17 protein-coding genes are annotated in these 21406 nt (G+C 64.7%); 10 read left to right on the top strand and 7 right to left on the bottom strand.

The window, feature by feature from the left end; translation table 11 throughout:
- The first annotated feature begins 481 nt into the window (after positions 1 to 481).
- Together HF680_RS11700 and HF680_RS11695 are read left to right on the top strand one after the other, a co-directional pair.
- Positions 482 to 1303: an AraC family transcriptional regulator gene (locus tag HF680_RS11700; RefSeq protein WP_185225191.1), complete on the top strand. Its 822-nt coding sequence runs from the start codon at positions 482 to 484 to the stop codon at positions 1301 to 1303.
- A 22-nt stretch (positions 1304 to 1325) separates the two neighbouring features.
- Complete coding sequence (locus HF680_RS11695) at positions 1326 to 2207, top strand: CPBP family intramembrane glutamic endopeptidase (RefSeq protein WP_185225190.1); 882 nt, start codon at positions 1326 to 1328, stop codon at positions 2205 to 2207.
- A 235-nt stretch (positions 2208 to 2442) separates the two neighbouring features.
- Here HF680_RS11695 and HF680_RS11685 read toward each other — a convergent pair whose 3' ends face one another.
- The 4 genes from HF680_RS11685 to HF680_RS11670 form a co-directional block, all read right to left on the bottom strand.
- Positions 2443 to 2874, bottom strand: a complete 432-nt coding sequence (locus HF680_RS11685) for a beta-L-arabinofuranosidase domain-containing protein (protein WP_185225189.1) — start codon at positions 2872 to 2874, stop codon at positions 2443 to 2445.
- Between the two features lie 450 nt (positions 2875 to 3324).
- Complete coding sequence (locus tag HF680_RS11680; protein ID WP_185225188.1) at positions 3325 to 4782, bottom strand: aldehyde dehydrogenase family protein; 1458 nt, start codon at positions 4780 to 4782, stop codon at positions 3325 to 3327.
- A gap of 84 nt (positions 4783 to 4866) precedes the next feature.
- A complete protein-coding gene (locus HF680_RS11675) occupies positions 4867 to 6579 on the bottom strand; it encodes a GMC family oxidoreductase (RefSeq protein ID WP_185225187.1) in 1713 nt (570 codons plus the stop codon).
- A 13-nt stretch (positions 6580 to 6592) separates the two neighbouring features.
- Positions 6593 to 7417 carry a transporter gene (locus HF680_RS11670; protein WP_205196235.1) on the bottom strand — a complete coding sequence of 275 codons (825 nt, stop codon included), beginning with the start codon at positions 7415 to 7417 and terminating at the stop codon, positions 6593 to 6595.
- Between the two features lie 205 nt (positions 7418 to 7622).
- Between HF680_RS11670 and HF680_RS11665 the strand changes: the two genes are divergently transcribed.
- Together HF680_RS11665 and citF are read left to right on the top strand one after the other, a co-directional pair.
- Positions 7623 to 8546, top strand: a complete 924-nt coding sequence (locus HF680_RS11665; protein WP_185225185.1) for a LysR family transcriptional regulator — start codon at positions 7623 to 7625, stop codon at positions 8544 to 8546.
- Between the two features lie 9 nt (positions 8547 to 8555).
- Positions 8556 to 10175, top strand: a complete 1620-nt coding sequence (citF, locus tag HF680_RS11660) for a citrate lyase subunit alpha (protein WP_185225184.1) — start codon at positions 8556 to 8558, stop codon at positions 10173 to 10175.
- Positions 10176 to 10391: 216 nt separating this feature from the next.
- Here the strand turns inward: citF and HF680_RS11655 are convergent, their stop codons facing one another.
- From HF680_RS11655 to HF680_RS11645, 3 genes are all read right to left on the bottom strand, one after another.
- Positions 10392 to 11588: an MFS transporter gene (locus HF680_RS11655; protein ID WP_185225183.1), complete on the bottom strand. Its 1197-nt coding sequence runs from the start codon at positions 11586 to 11588 to the stop codon at positions 10392 to 10394.
- Positions 11589 to 11596: 8 nt separating this feature from the next.
- Positions 11597 to 12481 carry an HpcH/HpaI aldolase/citrate lyase family protein gene (locus HF680_RS11650; RefSeq protein WP_205196233.1) on the bottom strand — a complete coding sequence of 295 codons (885 nt, stop codon included), beginning with the start codon at positions 12479 to 12481 and terminating at the stop codon, positions 11597 to 11599.
- Positions 12482 to 12669: 188 nt separating this feature from the next.
- Positions 12670 to 13572, bottom strand: coding sequence for a LysR family transcriptional regulator (locus HF680_RS11645; protein ID WP_185225182.1), 903 nt, complete (start codon positions 13570 to 13572; stop codon positions 12670 to 12672).
- Positions 13573 to 13746: 174 nt separating this feature from the next.
- Here HF680_RS11645 and HF680_RS11640 point away from each other — a divergent pair, with 174 nt between their 5' ends.
- The 6 genes from HF680_RS11640 to HF680_RS11615 all read left to right on the top strand — a co-directional run bounded on the left by HF680_RS11640 (position 13747) and on the right by HF680_RS11615 (position 21251).
- Positions 13747 to 15189, top strand: a complete 1443-nt coding sequence (locus HF680_RS11640) for an aldehyde dehydrogenase family protein (protein ID WP_185225181.1) — start codon at positions 13747 to 13749, stop codon at positions 15187 to 15189.
- A gap of 28 nt (positions 15190 to 15217) precedes the next feature.
- Positions 15218 to 15961 carry an SDR family oxidoreductase gene (locus tag HF680_RS11635; RefSeq protein ID WP_185225180.1) on the top strand — a complete coding sequence of 248 codons (744 nt, stop codon included), beginning with the start codon at positions 15218 to 15220 and terminating at the stop codon, positions 15959 to 15961.
- Between the two features lie 64 nt (positions 15962 to 16025).
- Positions 16026 to 17534, top strand: coding sequence for a fumarate hydratase (locus HF680_RS11630; protein ID WP_185225179.1), 1509 nt, complete (start codon positions 16026 to 16028; stop codon positions 17532 to 17534).
- Positions 17535 to 17726: 192 nt separating this feature from the next.
- Positions 17727 to 18548, top strand: a complete 822-nt coding sequence (locus HF680_RS11625) for a transporter (RefSeq protein ID WP_205196232.1) — start codon at positions 17727 to 17729, stop codon at positions 18546 to 18548.
- Between the two features lie 175 nt (positions 18549 to 18723).
- The gene (locus HF680_RS11620; RefSeq protein ID WP_185225177.1) at positions 18724 to 20082 is read left to right on the top strand and encodes an MFS transporter; all 1359 of its coding nucleotides are present in this window, start codon (positions 18724 to 18726) and stop codon (positions 20080 to 20082) included.
- Between the two features lie 11 nt (positions 20083 to 20093).
- Complete coding sequence (locus HF680_RS11615; RefSeq protein WP_185225176.1) at positions 20094 to 21251, top strand: CaiB/BaiF CoA transferase family protein; 1158 nt, start codon at positions 20094 to 20096, stop codon at positions 21249 to 21251.
- Positions 21252 to 21406 lie beyond the last annotated feature (155 nt).

Genomic DNA, 21406 nt, shown 5'->3' with positions numbered 1-21406 from the left:
TCTGCACCCTGAACGAAGCGGCCCATACCCACCTCCTGCTGACCTCGGGAGAATAAGCTAATTCGCTCGAGCTGGAGGCGTTTTCACACAGCCTCGGTCGTAAGCGGACGTCTTAGCGGCATCAGGCCGAAGGTCCGCTTCCCGGCCTTGAGCCAGAGTCCGCTGATGGCGCATTTGCGCCGTCGTGGAATGGCTGGGCCTGACTCAAGGCGGCGGTTGGCAACGTCCGCTATTGGGCGTGCTGGTGTTGTCGGTCTTATCAGCCCAAACCGATGGGCCAGCTCACCGGAGCTTCTTCATGACTTGCCACTCCGGGCCCCGCCCCGTGGTTAGAGTCGCATAACTCCGCCGCCCTTCACGCTCCGGACTGCCGATCCAGCCTTTCTCAGGTGAGTGGTCAGAAGGTGAAGGCGTATTCATGCTCTTTTCCGTCCTGGCTGTGCTTTGATGTCGAAAACGGACAGACGGGAAAGAACCGGATTTGGCTGCGGCTTCGGAAAACTGGCTGTTCAGGGCGCCGGGGTACATCGACCGGATCGAGGCCTGTTTTACGGGCGCGGCGTTCGGACCGCACCGCCACGACATCTATGCCGTCGGCGTGACTCTCGGGGGTGTTCAGAGTTTCGACTACCGCGGCGAGACCCGTCACTCGTTGCCGGGACAGTTGGTTGTGATTCATCCGGACGAGCGTCACGATGGTCGCGCAGGTGATGGCCGGACCTTTCGCTATCGGACGGCTTATATCCGACCGATGGATATCCAGGATGTCCTGGGCGGCCGGACACTGCCGTTCATCGAAGGAGGACTCTCGGCCGATCCGAGGCTCGCGGCGGCCGTCAATAACCTATTGGCGGACTATGACAGTCTGTTGTCCCAACTCGAATACCAGGATGCCCTCGTTCAGATTGCGGGCGCGCTCGAAGCCGCTTCCGGCGGTATCGACCCGATCCGGCGCACCAACCGGGAGGCCGCGAGGTTGGCCCGAGAGTATATAGACTCTTGCTTGGACGAGACCTTTTCCCTGCGGGAACTGGAGCAGGCGACGGGCCATGACCGTTGGCAGCTATCGCGAGACTTTCGCGCCATGTTCGGCTCCAGCCCCTACAGGTACCTGACCCTGCGCCGCTTGGAAAAGGCGCGCGGACTTCTGATCCAGGGGCGACCTGGCGCGCAGGTGGCGGCCATCTGCGGATTCGCCGACCAGAGTCATTTCGGCCGCCAGTTCCGGAAAGCTTACGGCCTTGCGCCGATGGCTTGGCTGAACGCCATCACGGCCGCGCACGATCATTCTATCCGCATTTGAAGCGGTTGGCCTACTCAGGCCCATGACCTCAAAAACGATCTTCTCAACCGAACCCCACAAAGGCTGGCTTCCCTGGGGAATCCTCGCACCCTTTCTGTTCATCGCCTTTGTAATCGCCTCCGTTCTGATACCCTCGCCCTGGCTGAGAAGTCTCGGGCTAGAAGATGCCGAGGGCGGTCCGATCGGCCTCAACGGCATGTACGCCTACCTCGTGGTCGCGTTTGCCCTCAATGGCCTGATGGTTCTTGCCTGGATTTGGCTGGTCGAGCGGCGTCCGCTGTCGACCGTCGGCCTGACCGGCCCGGCACCCCTCACGACCCTGTTTCGGGGCCTTTTGATCGGATGGGTGACCATCTCTACGGTCGTCGCCTCCATCGGGTTCGCTGGTGGCTATCAGGTGGGCGAATTCGGGCCGGCTCTATCCTCGCCAGCACCGCTCGGCAGCATGGCCATCCTGCTGCTGTGCTTCGCAATCCAGGCCGGAGTCGAGGAGTTCATTTTCCGAGGCTGGCTGTTGTCGGTCGTAACCCGCAAGTGGGGCCAGCTGGCAGCCGTCGTAGCCACGACCCTGGTCTTCACCTTCCTGCATTGGTCCCCGGGGCAGGCCTGGCAGGACATGTTAGGCTCAGCCCTGTTTTCGGTTTTCGCCTGCCTATGGGCCATCCGGGCGGGAAACATCTGGGGGGTGATGGGCTGGCACATCGGCTGGAACTGGTTGCTGTCGATCGGGTTCGGGGTTCCAGTCACCGGCTTTGTAGTCGATTTGCCGGCCCTGCTGGTCCACCTGATCCCGCAAGGTCCTGACCTTCTGACAGGCGGCTCGCAAGGCCCGGAAGCCAGCTGGATCTGCAGCGGCCTTTTCCTGATCGGGATCGTGTTCCTTCTACTACCGCGCAAGGTTTGACGACCGAACGGCAGCTGTCAGGTTGTAGCGCGCTGGAGCGAATGTCGAGCCGTCCCGATCCCGACCGCATAGGAGAGGACGTAGACGAGGACGATCAACGAGCTCCACAGCACGAATGGCATCATATCCGCCCGTTGATTACCACAGGCAACCATTGTGCACCCGAGGCGCCCCTCGCGGTTTGTTTGGCAGCGGCGGCTCGATCAGCCGCCATTCCGTTTCGCTCAGATCTTACTTACGCGCCATCAACCGCGTCCGTCTGTCCCCAAAGGGTCGTTCCCCCGACGTAGCCGTCTCCATGCGCGGCTTGGATCCGCGCCATCTCTGCGACGGTGTCGATCAGGCGCTGGCTGAGCAGCAGATCGCCGGTGTTCGCCACGATCAGTGAGCAGCCGCTTAGATAGTGGCCCAGCGTATGGCCGGCGATGCTCTGAGCCTCCCAGCCGCCGTACACCGCGCCTTTAGGCTGCAACCCAGCGGCCTTGTGGAAATTATGCAGCAACCGGTCGGGTGACAGGAAGGTGAGATAGGCGCGATTGGCGGATTGGGCGGAGGCGAAGATCGAGGGCTTCAGCGCCACAAGGCGGGCGGCGACCGGGGTAATTTTACCCGATTGAGTTTGGGCAAGGGCCCGTGGAGCGACGGCGGCCATCGCGGCGGTGAGCATCAGTTGGCGCCGTGATATTCGACCTGCGCGGCCTAGTGATCTCAAATCCACTGGTTATCTCCGCAGGTATGCGTCTCCCGTCTCTGGCACCGATAGCGCTATCACGCCTGAATAAACAGTGGCAGGCTACAAGTGGGCCGGGCGCTGCCTGTTACCCGAATGTCTGCTTGTGGCGGATTGTGTTGAAAAGTCGGCGGGTCGGAAACGGGCCCCGATTTTCGGCAATGAGCTTGCCGGCTAGCGTACCTGGCGCGGCAAATTCTGTCGCGAGAGAACCTGAGGTCGCACGGCCATACCCCCGCCAAGCGGCGCTTCCGACTTTTTCAACAGAATCGGCGCATGTCCGACCTTCCCTGCCATGACTATTAGATGACAGTTATGGCGGTAGGTTGAGCGCGCAGAGTCGGGTACCGCTCACCCACGGCGATGGCGCGGGTGAGCGGTACCGGCCTACTTATGAAACATATAGGTTTTGGTGTTCGTGAACTCGGAAAGACCTTCCTGGCCATTCTCGACGCCCATGCCCGACTGCTTGTGGCCTCCGAATGGGATGTCGACACCATGAATATGGATTTCGTTGACCCAGACGGTCCCTGTCTCGAGCCGCTTCGCCACGGCGATGGCCGCATCGCGATCCGCTCCCCAAACGGACCCCGCCAGTCCGAAATGGGAGTTGTTGGCCTTCGCGACCACTTCATCGACCGTGTCGAACGAGAGGATCGGCAGGATCGGGCCGAACGGCTCCTCGACGACGATCCGGCTGTCTTCCGGCGGATTGTCGACGACGGTCACAGGGACGAAGTTCCCGGCAAGGCTTTCGTCGATCACACCGCCCAGCGGCACCTTGTAGCCTTTGGCTTTGACGTCCGCGAAGAGGTCCAGCAGCTTACCGAACTGCATCCGGTTCTGGATCGGCCCCAAGTTGGTGTCGGGATCCATGCCGTCGCCGATCTTCTGCTGCTTGGCGAAGTCGACGAAGGCCGCCACAAAATCCGAATGGATACTGGAGTGGACGTAGAGCCGTTTGGAGGCGATGCACCACTGGCCTGAGTTTCCGAAGGCGGCCCAGAACAGGATCGGGACGAGAGGTCGCCAGTCGGCGCCTTCGAGAACGATGGCCGCGTCATTGCCCCCAAGTTCCAGAGTGATCCGCTTCAGATTGCTCGAGCCGCTGGCCATGACCTTCTTGCCGGTCGCGGTGGAGCCGGTGAAGCTGATTTTGGCGACGTCTGGGTGCTCGGTCATCTGCTGGCCGAGTTCGTTGCCGCCGGACACGATGTTCAAAACGCCGGCAGGAAAGACGGACTGAGCGATCTGACCGAAACGGAGCGTACACAGTGGGGTGTAGGGCGACGGCTTCATCACCATCGTATTGCCGGTAATCAGGCAGGGCGCGACCTTCCAGAGGCCCAGGAGAACCGGGAAATTCCACGGCGTGATGGCGCCGACGACGCCGAGAGGCGTATGATGGATCTCAACCGTATGGTCGGCTGTGTCCTCGATGGTCTGGACATCGAGGCGGCGCTTCGCGGTTTCTCGCACCCAGAAAATCGCCGCGTCCACCTCGCCCGTGGCCATCGAGTGGCGGGGCTTGCCCTGTTCCAGCGTCAGAAGAGTGATCAACTCCTCGCGGTGCGCTTCCAGGGCGTCAGCATAGCGCGCGACATAGTCCGCGCGCTCGTCCCAGCCGAGCGATGACCAGGCCGGGAAAGCCGTCTTTGCGGCGGCGATGGCGGCCTCCATGTGCTCGGTTGTGCCTTCCGGCGCATCGGCGAGGACGGCGTTCGTTGCGGGATTCAGGACCTGGAACGACTTGTTGGTCTCGACCAGCCTGCCATTGATCGCCAGGGCGTAGGGACCGTCGAAGTCGATGTGGACGTCGGGCTTGATTGCGGAGGCGATGTTCATGGGAGAACTCCTTTAGCGAAAACGGCGACGACGCCCAGCGAGGGTCGCCGGGCGTCGAAGAGACTCAGGTCAGGGGAGGGCGGATCACGCGGCGGCCGCGATCATCTTCGCCGCCTTCCACCCGATCAGGATGGACGGGGCGTTTGTGTTGCCCGTCGTGATGGTGGGCATGACCGAAGCGTCCGCGACCCTCAGGCCTTGGACGCCGTACACCCGCAACTGCGGATCGACGACCGAACGCGCGTCTGTGCCCATCTTGGCGGTGCCGACCGGATGGAAATAGGTCGACGCGGATTTGCGGAGATAGTCTCGATACTCAGTGGGCGACAGGGCGGCGCGGGCGGGCATGAGTTCCGCCTTGCGGATGTCCTTGTAGGCGTCGCTGTTGCCGATCGCGCGAGCCAGATCTGTCGCTGCCTTGAGCGCGATCAGGTCTTGATCGACGGCGAGGTAGTTGGGATCGACAAGCGGATCAGCGCGCGGGTCGGCAGAGGAGAGCGTGACGCTGCCGCGGGATTTGGGCCGCATGACGCCGCAGAGCATGGCGTAGCCGTGCTGTTGCTCAAGGTTCAACTCCTTGGTGGCGAAGGGCAGGTTGATGTAGAGGGCGTTGATGTCCGCCACGGGCTGCGATGGATCCGATTTCCACCACATATAGACTTCCGACGCGTTGTAGTTCGTCGGCGGAACGGGCCGTTTGGCCTCATAGTTTACGCCTGCGCCGAGGACGTGATCCTGCAGATTAGAGCCGACTCCGGACAGCGATACGGCCGGCGTCAGGCCCAGCGCGCGCAGGGCGACGGGATCGCCGATGCCCGACAGCATCAGCAGTTTGGGCGTGATCAGCGCGCCCGCGGATAGGATGACTTCCTTGCCGGCGCGAACGATTGTGGCCCGGCCGTTGTGCAGATACTCGACGCCGACGCAGCGACCTCGCTCCAGGATCAGGCGAAGGACAGGCGCCTCCGTCAGGACCGTCAGCTTGGCGCCGGCTTCGAGCGCCGGACGCAGGAAGGCGACCGAGGAGGATTGTCGCTTTCCGGCCTGGATTGTGAAGTTCACCCAGGCCGGCCCCTCGAGCGTGCCGGCGTTGAAGTCATACACTTCCGGATAGCCGAGCGACTTGGCGCCTTCCATGAAAGCGCGGGCGCCCTCGTGCCCGAGCGCCGGGTCCGGACGGGTAACGTGAAGCGGTCCTCCCGCGCCGCGCAGATCGCTTTCGCCGTCCTGCCAGTCTTCCAGAGCCTTGTAGTCCGGAAGAACCGATTTCCAGTCCCACCCGGACGCGCCGTCATAGGCCCAGTCGTCATAATCCTGGGCGGCGCCGCGGTTGTAGATCATGCAGTTGACGCTGCTGCATCCGCCGAGGCCTTCCCCGCGCGGATAGGGGATGACCCGGTTGTCGGCGTGCGTCTGCGGCGTGGTGGCGTAGGTCTTGGTGAAAGCCGAACCGAGCGCCGAGGGCCATCCTGCGGGATCCGAGATGTCGGCCTGGTCGTCCGAAAGGCCGCCTTCGAGCACGAGAACCGAAGCGCCGGTCGTGCGGGCAAGCTGGCCCGCGACAGTCGCGCCGGCCGAACCGGCGCCGATCACGATGTAATCGGCGCCGCGTGGCGCCTCGACCGTCCTGGTCGATTGCGCCCAAGCCTTGCCGCCCGCAAGCGACAAGGCCTGGGCCGCCGCGAAGCCCACGCCGGCGAGCGCCGCGCCGCGCAGGAAGCCTCGACGGTCAAGGCGGCCCTTGTTGTAAGCGTCCAGAGTTTGGGCGAGGCGGGGCTGATTAATGTTGTCGGTCATGGTCGAGCCTTTCTCAGAAAACTTTGAGAATGCGGAATTGAACGCGGGCCGCTTCGCGGAAGCCGTTCTCCACGGCGAGATCGGTTCCGACCTGACTGAGCAACTGCCAGTGGGGGCTGAAGGTATGGCGCCAGGTCGCCAGGGCCGAGACCGTGCCGGACTCGTTGTTCTGATCGACGCCATCGATCTGCGTCTCGCCGCCGCCGACATACATCAGGCGAAGATTGGCCTCGTTGGCGTCATCGATCATGTAACGCGCGAAAGCCTGCACCCGCCAGGTGGGGTCTTGCTGAAGCGTCCGGCCGCCGGCGAAGTCGTCGTTCTCGCCATAGACCATGACGTCGCCTGCGATCTCGCCGACCCAATGTTCGGTAAGTCCCTTGGACCAGACAGCCTGGAGCGAACCTTTCCAGCGATTTTCGCCGGGATTCAGCGCCTTGTCGCCGTCGTATTCGCCGACCGGCACATAGACGTAGGGCGTTATGCCGAAATAGGATCGGTTGGCGGCGTCCTCATGAAGCCAAAGGGTGCTGACCAGAATGACATCAGCCAAGCCCCGTGTGGAGCCCAGTCCGTCCACCGACCCGCCGGCTTGAATGTCGACCACGGGGAGAAGAACCTGATAGTCGAGCGTCTTCCCGCCGATTTTGGTAAAGCCCACGTAGCGCGCCATGATCAGGGCGACGTCGAGCTCCGCGTCGCCGTCCACCTTGTCGCCGTCGGCGTAGAGGGCGTTGGCGTGGCTGTACTGAGTATAGACGAGGCCTAGCTGCGTGCCGGACGGCGCCGGGACGTAGTCGCCCGCGTCAATCGCCTGCGCCTGGGCGGTTGACGCCATGCCTAGCGCCCCAAGGGCGCCCGCCGCGCGCCACGCGAACTTCTGTGCCGAGATCATCCGACCCCTCCCTGTATGATGTTTCCTGCGCTCTCTTGAGGGAGCGTCATTGCACACCGATAGGCTGATGAGCCGGGGTGTAAATCGCCGATACGACAAGTTTCATTTCGCGGATTGCGAATTCAATCGTTGCGAGTGACAAGGCGTCATGTTTCAGGATCTGACGTCCCTTCGCCTGTTCGTCCGCGCGGCCGAGAGCGGCAAGCTCGGCGACGCCGCCCGGCAGTCCAACCTGGCCGTGGCCGCCGCATCGCGTCGCATAACCCTCCTTGAGGATCGTTTCGGCGTCCGGCTCTTCTATCGCAGCCGTCATGGGGTGCGGCTTACGCCAGCCGGCGAGGCCTTGCTGATCAGCGCGCGGGTCCTTCTCGATCAGGCGCGCGCCATAGATGGCGAGATGGCGGACTACGCCGGCGGCCTCAAGGGGCAGATCCGACTCCAGGCGAATACCTCCGCAATCACCCAGTTCCTACCCGCCGATCTGGCTGCATTCGCCGCCCAGGCGCCAGACATTCGCGTTGACATCGAGGAAGCCTGGAGTGCGGAAATCGTCGCGGCGGTGCAGGCTGACCGTGCGGATCTGGGCGTCATCGTGGAGGGGACGGCAGCGAAGGGCTTGGCCACCTATCCCTACCGGACGGATCGGCTGGCCTTGCTGGCCCCCCATGGCGTCTTCCCGCCGGGCGAGGCGGAGGCGCGGTTCGTCGATTATCTGAACCACGACTTCGTGGGGCTTCTCGAAGCGACGGCGATTACGCGCTCGATGCATGCCGAGGCCGCCGCCATCGATCTCGCCCTGCGCCTTCGCGTCCAGGTGCGCAGTTTCGACGGGGTGTGTCGCATGGTCGAGGCCGGCTTCGGTCTGGGGGTGCTGCCGGAGGGCGCCGCACGCCGTTTCGCCGCCACCATGGAGGTCGAGTTCAGAATACTGTCTGATGACTGGGCGACGCGACGCATGCTGGTGTGCCTCTCGCCTTCGGCGCGACAGGCCGGCCTCGTGCGGACTTTGACGGATCACCTCGTCAGCCGCGCCGCCGCATCGACGCTTGCCGAAGTCAGGCCGGCGTCATAGCGCAGGCCTATGGACCGCAAGGTTCGGTCCTATTGGACGCGAGCGCGCCGCGCTGCGACTTTGAGCGGCCTCGAACCTCGGAGCCGCCCGGTGACACTTCCCGATCATATCGACGGCTATGGTCCCGTTCAGGCGTTCGCCGCCGTGGACGCCCGAACGGTGGCGAAGTCCATGGGCGCCGGACGCGGGCCGGAGACGACCCCAAGGCGCGGTTCGAGCGAAAAGCTGCGCGAGACGCTCCGGGCCGCTATCCTCGAGACGGGGCTTCGGAACGGCGGCACCATCTCCTTTCATCATCACCTGCGAGACGGCGACGATGTCCTGCGCCGGGTCATGGCCGAACTCGCCGATCTAGGCTTCAAGGGGCTTAGGGTCGCGGCCAGTTCGATCTTTCCGGCGCACGCGTGCCTTGTGGACTATATCCGCTCCGGCGTCGTCGATCGGATCGTATCAAGCTACATCACCGGGCCCGTCGCCGAAGCGATCTCCGCGGGGGCCTTGCCGACGCCTGCTGTGCTGCAGACCCATGGCGGACGAGCCTGGGCGATCGAGAGCGGAGTCCTCGCGATCGACGTTGCGTTTGTGGCCGCGCCCGCCGCCGATAGCGGTGGAAACCTCAACGGCGTGGACGGCAAATCGGCCTGCGGACCTCTGGGTTATCCGATGGTCGATGTGCGTTTCGCCGGTCATGTGGTGGCCGTCACGGACACCTTGCTGGACTATCCACTCTCGCGAATCGATATCGCCCAGGATCTTGTCGATCTTGTCGTGGTCGTGGACACGATCGGTGATCCGGCCCGCATCGTGTCCGGGACGACCCGTGTCACGGAAGACCCCGATGGGCTGGCCATCGCCCGGCTAGCGGCGGAGGTGATCGACGCCTCTGGACTGCTGATCGACGGGTTTTCATTCCAGACCGGGGCCGGAGGCATTTCGTTGGCGGTCGCCGACAGCGTCGCTGATCTGATGCGCCGCCGGGGAATCGTCGGCGGTTTCGCCGCCGGCGGAATCACCCAAGGCATCGTCTCGATGTTTCGCGAAGGCCTCTTCAGGGTCCTGTTCGATGTCCAGTGTTTCGATCTCGCGGCGGTCGCGTCTTATCGTGACGATGTCGGGCACTTGCCGATGTCGGCCTCCCTCTACGCCAGTCCGGGGGGCAAGGGCGCTGTCGTCGATCGTCTTGACGTGATGATCCTCGGGGCGGCCGAAATCGACACGCGCTTCAATGTAAATGTGACGGCCGTGGGCGGCGGTCGGATCATCGGCGGGTCCGGCGGACATGCAGACACGGCCGCCGGCGCCAAGCTGGCCATCGTCACCACCAAGCTTGCCTCGCGGGATAATCCCAAGATCGTCGACCGTGTCGAATGCATATCCACCCCAGGCGAAAGTATCGATGTCGTCGTCACAGAAGCCGGTATCGCCGTGAATCCACGGCGTAAGGACCTCATCGAGGTGCTGGGCCGAGCGGGTCTGCCGCTTGTGAGCATAGAGACGCTGCGCCGACTCTCCGCCCAGGCTGCAGGGCGGGATGCGCCTGCGTGCCGGCCGCAGGGCCGGATTGTCGCCGTGGTCGAATATCGCGATGGCTCCGTGATCGATCTGGTGCGACAGCCCCTTGCGGGATGACACGCCGCTAGGCTCCACCTCGAACGCCTAGCTTCATGCTGTGTTGGGGGCTGAAGCCGAAGCCGGACCTGGGTTGCGGCGATCAGGGGATTGGGCGCCGCTGTCTCGCGCCTGGACGGCCCGACGTTCGGGTCCTGGCCCGCGCGAAAATTCTGCGACGGCACAGGCCAATACCTTGGCGATCCCGGAGGCTTCCAGAGAGAGGCGCCCGCAAGTTTACGAGGGCCGAGACGGGCGCGTCGGATCCACGCGCGCCGGACACCGGTCGAGCGCACAGGCCACCCCGATCGCAATGAGGACAAGGGTGCCGACGTACACGATGACGCCCGTCCATCCTGCCTGTTCCCAGGCATAGCCGCCCAGGGTGCTAAGCACGGACGCGCCGAGATAGTAGGCGAACAGATAGAGAGAGGCTGCGCCACCGCCCATCACGGCAGACCGAACGCCGACCCAGGCCGACGCCAGGGAATGAGCCCCGAAGAAGCCCAGGGTGACAAGGCCGATGCCCACGATGAATACCGGTGTCGAAGTCGTCAGCGTGGTCAGGGCGCCAATCGCCATAATCGTCAATGACAGAGCGGACAGGGCCGGCCGTGGATAGTGATTGGACAGCCAGCCTACGCCCGCCGAACTCACGCTCCCCAGCAGATAGAGGGAGAAGATCAAGCCGATCTGAGCTGGAGAAAAGTCGAACGGCGACGTCTCAAGTCGGAAACCGGCGTAGTTGTAGACAGTCACGAAGCCCCCCATGAACAGAAAGGCTTGCAGGAAAAGCAGCCGCAGGCCCCGGTCGGCGACCAGCCGACGGATACGCGCCACCTCCCCGGAGACGGGCGTCGACCTCGGAACGATCGGTTTCAGGGGGCGCGGAAGGACGAAGGCGAAGGCGACCGCGAGGATCAGGGCGGCGAGACCCAGGAGGCCGATACCCCAGCGCCACCCGAACAGTTCGGCGGCGAGCCCTGTGCCGAGGCGACCGCTCATGCCGCCCACGGCGGTGCCGGCTACATAGAGTCCCATGGCGGATCCGAGCGAGGCCGATCCGCTCTCCTGGGTCAGGTAGGTCATGGCCACCGCAGGCACGCCGGCGATGCACAAGCCGACCATGATGCGAAGCGCCAAAAGGCTCGGCCAGTTCGGCGCCAAGCCACAGGCGATGGTGAAGAGCGCGGCGAGTCCGATCGAGGCGATCATCAGTCGGGGCTTGTCGAGCCTGTCGGAAACGAGACCGGCCGCCAGAATGAAGATCGCGAGCGGACCCGTGGTCAGAGTCACGGCCAGGCTGGCGGTGGCGGCGTCGAGACGGAAGTCCTGCGCCAGCATCGGCAGGACCGGTTGGGGGCTATACATCAGGGAGAAGCTGCCGAGCCCCGCAATCAGCATGGCCAGGTTGAGGCGGGACTGGCGCAGCAAGGCCGACCTCAGGCGGAGACGGACGGAGGCTCATCAGCCCGCGCGTTCGCCCGGTCAAGAAGACGTATCGCCCGCTCCCGCACCGGCCGGTCGATCATCTGGCCCTCAAGCGCGGCGGCGCCTTCTCCCATGGCCACAACGCGTCGGGCCCAGTCGATCTCATCGGCCGTCGGCGAAAACCCGGCCGATATTACAGTCACCTGGTTCGGGTGGATGCAGAGTTTGGCGGTGTAGCCCAGGCCGCGCACGCGCGAAACGAGCTCGGAGAGGCCTGCCGTGTCGCGAAAGTCGGCTTGCACCCCGTCGATCGGTCCAGGCAGGTCCGCCAACCGCGACGCCAGGACGAGCGCGAGACGGAAGCCGTCCAACTGCGGATCGGCGACATCGAGGCCGAGGTCGAGGCAGAGGTCGATCGAACCGAAGGCCAACCGTGTCACGCCCGGACTGGCCGCGACGGCTTTGACCGCATCAAGACCGCGCGCCGTCTCGATCAGCGCGACGATCGGTTTGCCGGTGGCCTCGTAAAGCGCGGCGATGCGAGCGGGATCCTCAGCCTTCGGCAGCATGATCGCATCGACAGCGGGCAGACGGGCGAGCGCGATATCATCGAGATGCCATTGGGTGTCGGCCGCATTGATCCTCATGACCCCGCCGCCGCCGCCGGAGAACCACCGGGCCGCAGCGGACCTGGCTTCGCTCTTCGCGTCCGGCCGCACGGCGTCCTCAAGATCGATGATGACCTGATCCGCGCCAGCCGCCGCCGCCTTGGCGAACCGCTCGGGTCGATCTCCCGGGACGAACAGGAGGCTTGTGGCTTCGACGGTCTGTCTCAACGAGGAATGCGTCTTCAAGCTCATGCTCCGACTTAGAGAGCGATTGGTGTTCGGGTCCAATATCGGTCGGCCCGCAATCGATAGCTACGGCTTATCGCAGTTCAGACGTAGGTCGCCGCGCGCGCCTGGACCGGACGCCAGGCGGCAGGACCCGGCCAGACCCATGCACCTCGGATTCGGCCTGGCCCAAAGCGACAAGCCACGGCATCGGCGCAGCTCAGTCAGGGCGCCGACCTAGGTCCAGACACTCAAGGCGCGACCTCTATCCGCAGCTCATCCAAACAACGCACGAAATTGCGTACAGCGGGGGTCAGGGCGGCGTCCGGTCCCTGGACCAGGCTGAGGACGGCGACCGGCGGCGTCCCCGTCAGCTGGGCGTAGGCGACGCCTGGCGAGCGGATCTGGCGCATGGACGCCGGGACGAGGGCGATCCCCACGCCGGCGGCCACCAGATTGACCGTGGAAGCCATCTGCGGCGCCTCCTGGGCGATACGCGGGCTGAAGCCGGCACGGCCGCACGCGGCGATGATCGCGTCGTAGAGGAGGCGACCATTGTCGCGTGGGTAGAGTATGAAGGGATCAGCGGCCAGTTCGGACAGGCTGATCCGGTCATGCGAGGCCAGACGATGCCGGGTCGGCAAGGCGGCCCACAAAGGCTCATCCGGGAGGGCGACCCGGCGTAGACCCTCAAGCTCGTCGTCGGCGGCGCGTATGAAGGCCAGCTGAAGATCGCCTTGCTTCAACGCCCTGAGCAAGGGCGTCGTCGCTTGTTCGCGCAACTCGACTTCGATGTCGGGATAGGCGTCCCTGAATCGGCCGATGACCTGGGTCACCAAGGGGTTGAAGGAAGCCGAACTTGTGAAGCCGATCCCGAGGCGGCCGAGTTCGCCCTTGGCGGCGCGACGGGCGGCCGCGATCGCTTCGTCGGCCGCTGCCAGAGATGTGCGGGCATAGGGCAGGAAGGCGCGGCCGGCCTCGGTGAGCTCTACGCCGCGGGTCAGGCGGTGGAACAATTGGGCGCCGATCTCGTCCTCGAGCTGACGAATTTGTTGGCTTAGCGCCGGCTGGGCGACATTGAGCCGGTGGGCCGCGCGCGTGAAGTGGAGCTCCTCTCCGGCCGCGAGCACATAGCGAAGGTGGCGAAGGTCCATAACCGCAATGCATCAGTTCAGCGCATATCGGTTATTAGACGCTATCACGGCGAGACGCTACGTCCTCATCGACGAGAGCAGCGTGAAGCCGCCGGGAGGATATCGACAGGACGCCGCCCCCTGGGGCGGCCGCGCTGTGCGGTCTTCCTCCGGCGATCAGTCAGGAGAAGCGACATGAGCGATCCCAAGAACTTCATCAACGGCGCCTGGACCAGCTCCGTGGACGGCGGGACGCTGGACGTCTTCGAGCCGGCGACCGGCGCGGTGATCGGCCAGATCGTGGATAGTTCGCAGGCGGACGTGGATGCGGCGGTAAAGGCGGCGCGGGACGCATTCGACACCGGAGCCTGGGGCAAGACCACGGCGATCGAGCGCGGTCGCATCCTGCAACGGTTCGGCGACCTGATCCTGCGGGACGCCGACCGGCTAGCCGAATGCGAAGCGCGCGACACCGGCAAGCCCGTCACCGTGGCGCGGAACGACATCATCGCCCTGGCGCGCTATTTCGAGTTCTACGGCGGTGCGGCCGACAAGCTGCACGGCGAGACGGTGCCCTATCTGGCCGGCTATACGGTCACCGTCATTCCCGAGCCGCACGGGGTCACCGGCCATATCCTGCCGTGGAACTACCCGGCCCAGATGTTCGGCCGCACGCTGGCTCCGGCGCTCGCGGTTGGCAACGCCACGGTGTTGAAGCCGGCCGAGGACGCCTGCGCCACAGCTCTGTTGCTGGTGGAACTGGCCACCGAAGCCGGGTTCCCCGCAGGCGCGATCAATGTCATCACCGGGCGGGGCGCGGCCTCGGGCGCGGCCCTGGCCGCCCATCCCGGCGTCGACTTCATGTCCTTCACGGGTTCGCCGGAAGTCGGCCAGATCATTCAGAAGCTCTGCGCCGACCACTATATCACCTGCACCCTGGAGCTCGGCGGAAAGTCGCCCCAGATCGTCTTCGCTGACGCGGACCTCGATGCGGCCGTGCCGGTCATCGTCAAGGCGATCACCCAGAACAGCGGCCAGACCTGTTCAGCGGGGAGCCGCCTCCTCGTCGAACGGTCCATCTACGACGCTGTTGTCGCCCGGCTGTCCGAGGCCTTCGGAAAGGTGCGCGTCGGCGCGCCGGAAGCCGACCTCGACTGCGGCCCCATTATTACCGCCAAGCAGAAGACCCGTGTGCTCGGCTTTATCGAGCGTGCGAAGGCCGCCGGGGTCCCGGTTCTGGCCGAAGGCCAGATCGCCGAGGGCGCGCCGGCCGAAGGCTTCTACGTCAAGCCTACCCTGTTCGGCCCGACTCCGCGCGACAGCGAGATCGCCAGGGAAGAGGTTTTCGGCCCCGTGCTCGTGGCCCTTCCGTTCGATGAAGAGGACGACGCCATCCGCTTGGCCAACGACACGGACTACGGCTTGGTCGCCGCCGTCTGGACCCGCGACGGCGCACGTCAGATGCGGCTGGGCCGCAAGGTTCGCACAGGCCAGCTGTTCGTGAACTGCTACGGCGCCGGCGCCGGAATCGAGCTGCCGTTCGGCGGCGCCGGCAAGAGCGGCCACGGCCGGGAGAAGGGCTTCGCCGCCCTGCACGATTTCAGCAAAACCAAGACGACCGTGTTCAATCACGGCTGATCCGGCGCATCAGGAAAAGGACCGACAGATGACCCTCGACAACAAGATCGCCATCGTCACCGGTGCGGCCAGCGGCTTCGGCGAAGCCATCGCGCGGCGCTTCGTCGAGCACGGCGCCCGCGTCGTGATCGCAGACCTCAATCTGGACAAGGCTGAAGCCGTGGCCTCGTCTCTGGACGGCAAGGCTATCGCAGTGCGCGCCGATGTCTCGAAGCGCGCCGACATCGACGCCCTTATCTCGACGACCATCCAATCCTTCGGCGTGCCGGACATTGTCGTCAACAACGCCGGTTTCACTCACAAGAATAGGCCGTTGCTGGAAGTCGACGAGGACACTTTCGACCGGGTCTTCGCCGTCAATGTGAAGTCGCTCTACCACATGGTCCACGCCGTCGTGCCGGCGATGCGCGACAACGGCGGCGGCGTGATGCTCAACGTGGGTTCGGTCGCCGGCATCCGGCCGCGGCCAGGTTTGACCTGGTACAACGGCTCCAAAGGGGCGGCCAACATGCTGTCCAAGTCGCTGGCGGTCGAACTCGCGCCGTGGAAAATTCGCGTCAACGCCATTTGCCCGGTCATGGGTGTGACCGGCATGCTCGAGGATTTCATGGGCATGCCCGATACGCCCGAAAATCGCGCCAAATTCTTGGGCGGGATTCCGTTGGGTCGTTTTTGCGAACCGGAGGACGTCGCCCAAGCGGCCCTCTATCTGGCGGCCGCTGACTATATCACCGGGGTGGAGCTGCCTGTGGACGGCGGACGCACCATCTGAGCCTTATCGACGTGGTCTCGCCTTGGAGACGCGTCCCGGTCTTCGCAGGACCAGGAGATCCGTCATGACCCTCATTCAGCCGCAGGATCTAGCCGACAGCGTCGCGGATGCGTTGCAGCACATCAGTGTTTATCACCCGCTCGACTATATCGACGCCCTGGCCGAGGCCTATGCGCTGGAGGAGTCGCCGGCTGCCCGCGACGCTATCGCCCAGATCCTGACCAACAGCCGCATGTCGGCCGAGGGCAAACGACCGGTCTGTCAGGACACGGGCATTGTCACCGTCTTCGTCAAATGGGGACAGGCCTGCACGCTCGCGGGCGATGAAAGCCTTCAGGCCGTTATCGACCAGGGGGTCAGGCGCGCCTATCTCGATCCGGAGAATCCGCTGCGGGCTTCGATCGTCTCCGATCCTGTCTTCGGGCGGCGGAATACGCGCGACAACACCCCGAGCGTCACCCATGTCGAACTCGTCCCCGGCGACCGGGTGGAGGTGACGGTTGCGGCCAAGGGCGGCGGGTCGGAGAACAAGGCCAGGTTCAAGATGCTGAACCCGTCAGACTCCCTCGTCGACTGGGTGATCGAGACTGTGCCGACTATGGGCGCCGGTTGGTGCCCGCCGGGCATGCTGGGCATCGGCGTCGGCGGTACGGCCGAGAAAGCCATGGTGATGGCCAAGGAGGCTTTGATGGCGCCGATCGACATGGCCCAGCTGAAGGCGAGGGGCGCCCAAACTCCGATCGAGGCGCTCCGGATCGAGTTGCACGACAAGGTCAACGCCTTGGGCATCGGCGCCCAGGGGCTCGGCGGTCTGACGACGGTGCTGGATGTCAAGATCCTCGACTGGCCCACCCATGCCGCCTCAAAGCCCGTCGCCCTGATCCCCAACTGCGCGGCCACCCGGCACGCGCACTTCACCCTGGACGGCTCCGATCCCGCCTATCTGCCGCCTCCCGATCTGAACGCCTGGCCCGATGTGGCCTGGTCACCGGACGAGCAGGCGCGACGGATCGACCTGGACAGCCTCACGCCCGACGCCATGTCCGACTGGAAGCCCGGCGACCGACTGCTTCTGTCCGGCAAGATGCTGACGGGGCGCGACGCGGCCCACAAGCGGATCGCCGAGATGCTGGCCAAAGGCGAGTCCTTGCCTGTCAGCTTCAAGGACCGGGTGATCTACTACGTCGGGCCCGTCGATCCCGTCGGTGACGAGGTGGTCGGCCCGGCGGGGCCCACGACCGCGACCCGTATGGACAAGTTCACCGACATGATGCTCGACCTGGGGTTGGTGGCCATGGTTGGAAAAGCGGAGCGAGGGCCGGCGGCCATCGCCGCTATCGAGGCGCATGGTCGGGCTTATCTTTCGGCGGTCGGCGGCGCAGCCTATCTCGTCTCGCGCGCGATACGTCAAAGCCGCGTGATCGCCTTCGAAGATCTGGGAATGGAAGCCATCTACGAATTCGAGGTCCACGACATGCCGGTCACCGTGGCGGTGACTCCGGACGGACAGAGCATCCATACGCTCGGTCCGTCTCGGTGGCGGCGTCCGGTGATCACGACCAGCGCCGCGTGATTCTGGCCAGAGCCTGAGATTTCGCCATTGGCGAAGTCAGACTTGCCGGATCGTCGATTTACACCCTCGGTATGCGGCCTACCCTCGCCATCAACAGGCCCCTCAGACGGCCGCGTGGGTAACAGGAACAGAGCTTACTCGCCTATGAGATTGATCTCCGCATTCGCGGGCGCGTTGGCGCTTGGCTGCGGCTTGGCCGGGGGCGCTTGGGCGCAGGCCGTCGACGCCGGCGCCTTCATTCCCGCGCCGGCGGGCGCGAAGGTCGCCCTACTGCATGTCCAATACGGTCATGCAGACGCACGCTATGTCCGCGGCGAGAAGACTGCGGCGATCGACATCGACCGCTACACCGTCATGGCGCGCTACATTCGCTACGGTCAGCTCGCCGGCCGCACCTATAATCTTCAGGTCTTCCAGCCCTTCGGTCGCGCCGAAGGCGCGGGACCAAGCGCGAACCTGGGCTCGTCGTCCGGCCTCGGCGACACCATCCTGACGGGGCAGCTGTTCCTTCACGAGGACCGCGACAAGGGCGTCTTCCTGGCCATCGAGCCGTATCTGCTCGTGCCGGTTGGCGACTACGACGCCGACCGGGGGCTGAATATCGGCGAGAACCGTTGGCGCGCGTCACTGCAGGTTGGCGGCTCCAGGCAGCTTTCGTCCCGTTATGTCATCGAGGGCGCCGTCGACGCGATGGTGTTTGGCGACAATGACGATCCGGCCGGGGGGCGGCGGCTCGAAACCGCGCCGCTCTATCGGGTCCAGGTCTGGGGGAGGGTCCGTTTCAATCCTGCAAACGAGGGCAGTCTTCGTCTCGCCTACGCGCATGGCGGACGCACGACCCTCGACGGGGTTCGTCGCGACGATCGCGCCTCGACGCTGTCTGCCCTGTTGACCTGGCGGCGCAATGTGACGCCCGGGATCAATCTGTTCGCCCAGGTGGGCCGGGATCTCTCGGTCGAGAACGGCGTGCGCGAGGATCGTCGTGTTCAGTTCCGCCTTGCGCGCGCCTTCTGATAGCGCAGTTCGGTTCGCATGGCCTTAATCCATAAGTGGCGGTTATCGATCGCAGGGGCCGGACCTATTCGACCCCGGACGGTCTCGAGCCCTAGTCTCCGGGCCGAAGTCGGACGCAGATCCGGCCCTTGGAAACGTGCCGCGACGCTCCGTCGTCGGCCTGCAGGAGGCGCAGATGGCGACCACTGATCCGAATGCGAAGGGGCTCGACGCATCCGCGCTTGCGAGCTCCGAAGCCCAAGGCCTCGGCGTCAGATGGAGCCGTCTCCAGATCGGAGCTGTGGCGACGTGCTTCATCCTCAACATGCTCGACGGCATGGACATCCTGATGATGTCCTATCTCGCCCAGTCGATCGCCACGGAATGGTCGGTCGGCGCCGCCGCGCTCGGCGTCGTGTTCAGCGCCGCCATCTTCGGCATGATGATCGGCGCCTTGGCTCTGGCGCCGTTCGCCGATCACCTCGGACGTCGTCCGGTCATCCTCGGCGCCGTCGCCCTGATGGGCCTGTCGATGATCGCCTGCGGCTTTGCGACCAATGTCACCACGCTCATCGTGCTGCGCTTCATCGTCGGGCTGGGCATCGGCGCCATTCTGGCCAGTATGGCCGCGATCACCTCGGAATATTCGCCGGCGCGGCACCGCACGATCGCCGTCGCCCTCCTTCAGGCTGGCTATTCGATCGGCGCCATGCTCGCCGGTCTGGCGGTCTATTTCCTTCTGCCGCAATCGACTTGGCATTGGTTCATGTCCGGGGCGGGCGTCGCGACTCTGCTGCTCCTTCCGCTGGCCTATGTGCTGATGCCAGAGTCGTTGGAGTTTCTGGAGAAGCGGCAGCCCAGGAACGCCCTTGCCCGCATCAATCGCATTCGCGGAAAGATGGGGCGCCCCCTGTTGGCGACGCTTGCTGACGTCGGAGAACGCCGCTCCGCCAGTGCGGCGCTTCTATTCAAGAACGGCCAGTGGAAGCAGACCCTCATCCTTTGGTCGGCCTTTTTCGCCTGCTACATGACCTTGTACTTCGTGATCGCCTGGGTGCCGAAACTGGCCATCGAGGCGGGGCTCAATCCGGATCAGGCCATCTTCGCGGGCGTCACCTACAATCTCGGCGCCTTCATCGGCGGTCTGGCCCTCTGCTGGCTTCTGTTCAAGTTCGATGTCCGGCCGCTGGTCCTGATCATGATGCTGGTCGGCGCCGTCGCCCTCGTCGGCTTCTCCGCGCCGATGACGGTCACGGTCACCCTTGCCGTCGCCTTTGGCATCGGCTTCGCGGTCCAAGGCGGTTTCAACGGTCTCTATCCGTTGGTCGCGGCCGCTTATCCCGCTCAGATTCGCTCCACCGGCATTGGTTGGTGCATCGGTGTCGGACGCGCCGGGGCCGTGCTGGGCCCCTTGCTCGGCGGCGCGCTTCTCGGTGCCGACACCGGCCTCTTCATCGTCTTCATCATCTTCACCGTTCCGCTCGTCGTGGCTGGGATTCTGGCGACCCTGGTCAAACAGGCGTCTCAGGATTCCGTCGTCGGCGTGCTCGAGTAAGAGGGTTGTCCATGCGTCCCTTGGATGGCGTCACCGTCGTATCGCTCGAACATGCGATCGCCGCGCCCTTCTGCACCCGCCAACTCGCCGACCTGGGCGCGCGGGTCATTAAAATCGAGCGCCCGGGCGCCGGCGACTTCGCGCGGGGCTATGACGAGCGTGTCCGCGGACAGGCGTCGCACTTCGTCTGGACAAACCGTTCCAAGGAGAGCCTGGCCCTAGACGTCAAGACGCCGGACGGCCAGGCGGTGCTTATGGCCCTGTTGGAGAAGGCGGACGTTCTTATCCAGAACTTGGCGCCGGGCGCCGCCGATCGACTGGGCCTGTCGTATGCGGCTCTGCGAGAGCGGCTTCCGCGGCTGATTGTCTGCAACATCTCCGGCTATGGTCCGGATGGGCCTTACCGGGACAAGAAGGCCTACGATCTGCTCATCCAGAGTGAGGCCGGCTTCCTGTCCGTGACGGGAGAGGGCGATCAACCCGCAAAAGCCGGTTGCTCCATCGCCGACATTTCGGCAGGCATGTACGCCTACTCCAATATCCTGGCGGCGCTGATCGCCCGGGGACAGACGGGCAAGGGCAAGCAGATCGACGTCTCCATGCTCGAATGCATGGTCGAGTGGATGAGTTTTCCACTTTACTACGCCTTTGAGGGCGCGGAGGCGCCGCCGCGGGTCGGCGCGGCCCATGCGACCATCTTCCCTTATGGGCCCTTTCCGGCGGGCGACGGCCTTTCGGTCATGTTGGGCATCCAGAACGACCGCGAATGGGCGGCTTTCTGCGCGACCGTACTGGAGCGCCCCGAGTTGACCGATGATCCACGCTTCGCACGCAACTCGCAGCGTAGCGCCAACCGCGATGTGCTGAAGGCCATCATCGAGGCGGTGTTCGCGCGCCTGACCGCCGACGAGGTCGTAGCGCGGCTTGATGCGGCTGGAATCGCCAATGCGCGCGTCAACGATATGAAACAGGTCTGGGATCATCCGCAGCTGAAGGCGCGCAGCCGCTGGACCCTGGTCGAGACGCCCGCCGGGCCGATCCCGGCCCTGCTGCCGCCAGGTCAATCGCAGGCTGACGCGCCCCGCATGGACCCCGTGCCTGCCGTGGGCGAACATAATCGGGCGATTCTTGAGGAACTCGGTCTGGAGCCAGTGTCCAGCGCGGCCTGATGTCAATGAGGTCCGGCTCGATTCTGATCCTCCTTGATCCACGCCTGATCGCCTGAGCCTTCGGGCGTCGCTCTCACCCAGGCCTTGGCGGACCCGTCGTAGCGATCCGGTGCGGTAAAAGGGTCAGGGAGCGTGCGGCAGTTCTTCGAAGCGCG

Source organism: Brevundimonas huaxiensis (assembly GCF_014218725.1).
GTDB classification, from domain to species: domain Bacteria; phylum Pseudomonadota; class Alphaproteobacteria; order Caulobacterales; family Caulobacteraceae; genus Brevundimonas; species Brevundimonas huaxiensis.
The sequence above is the reverse complement of the archived record's forward strand: the minus strand, read 5'-3'. Positions and strand labels throughout refer to the sequence as shown.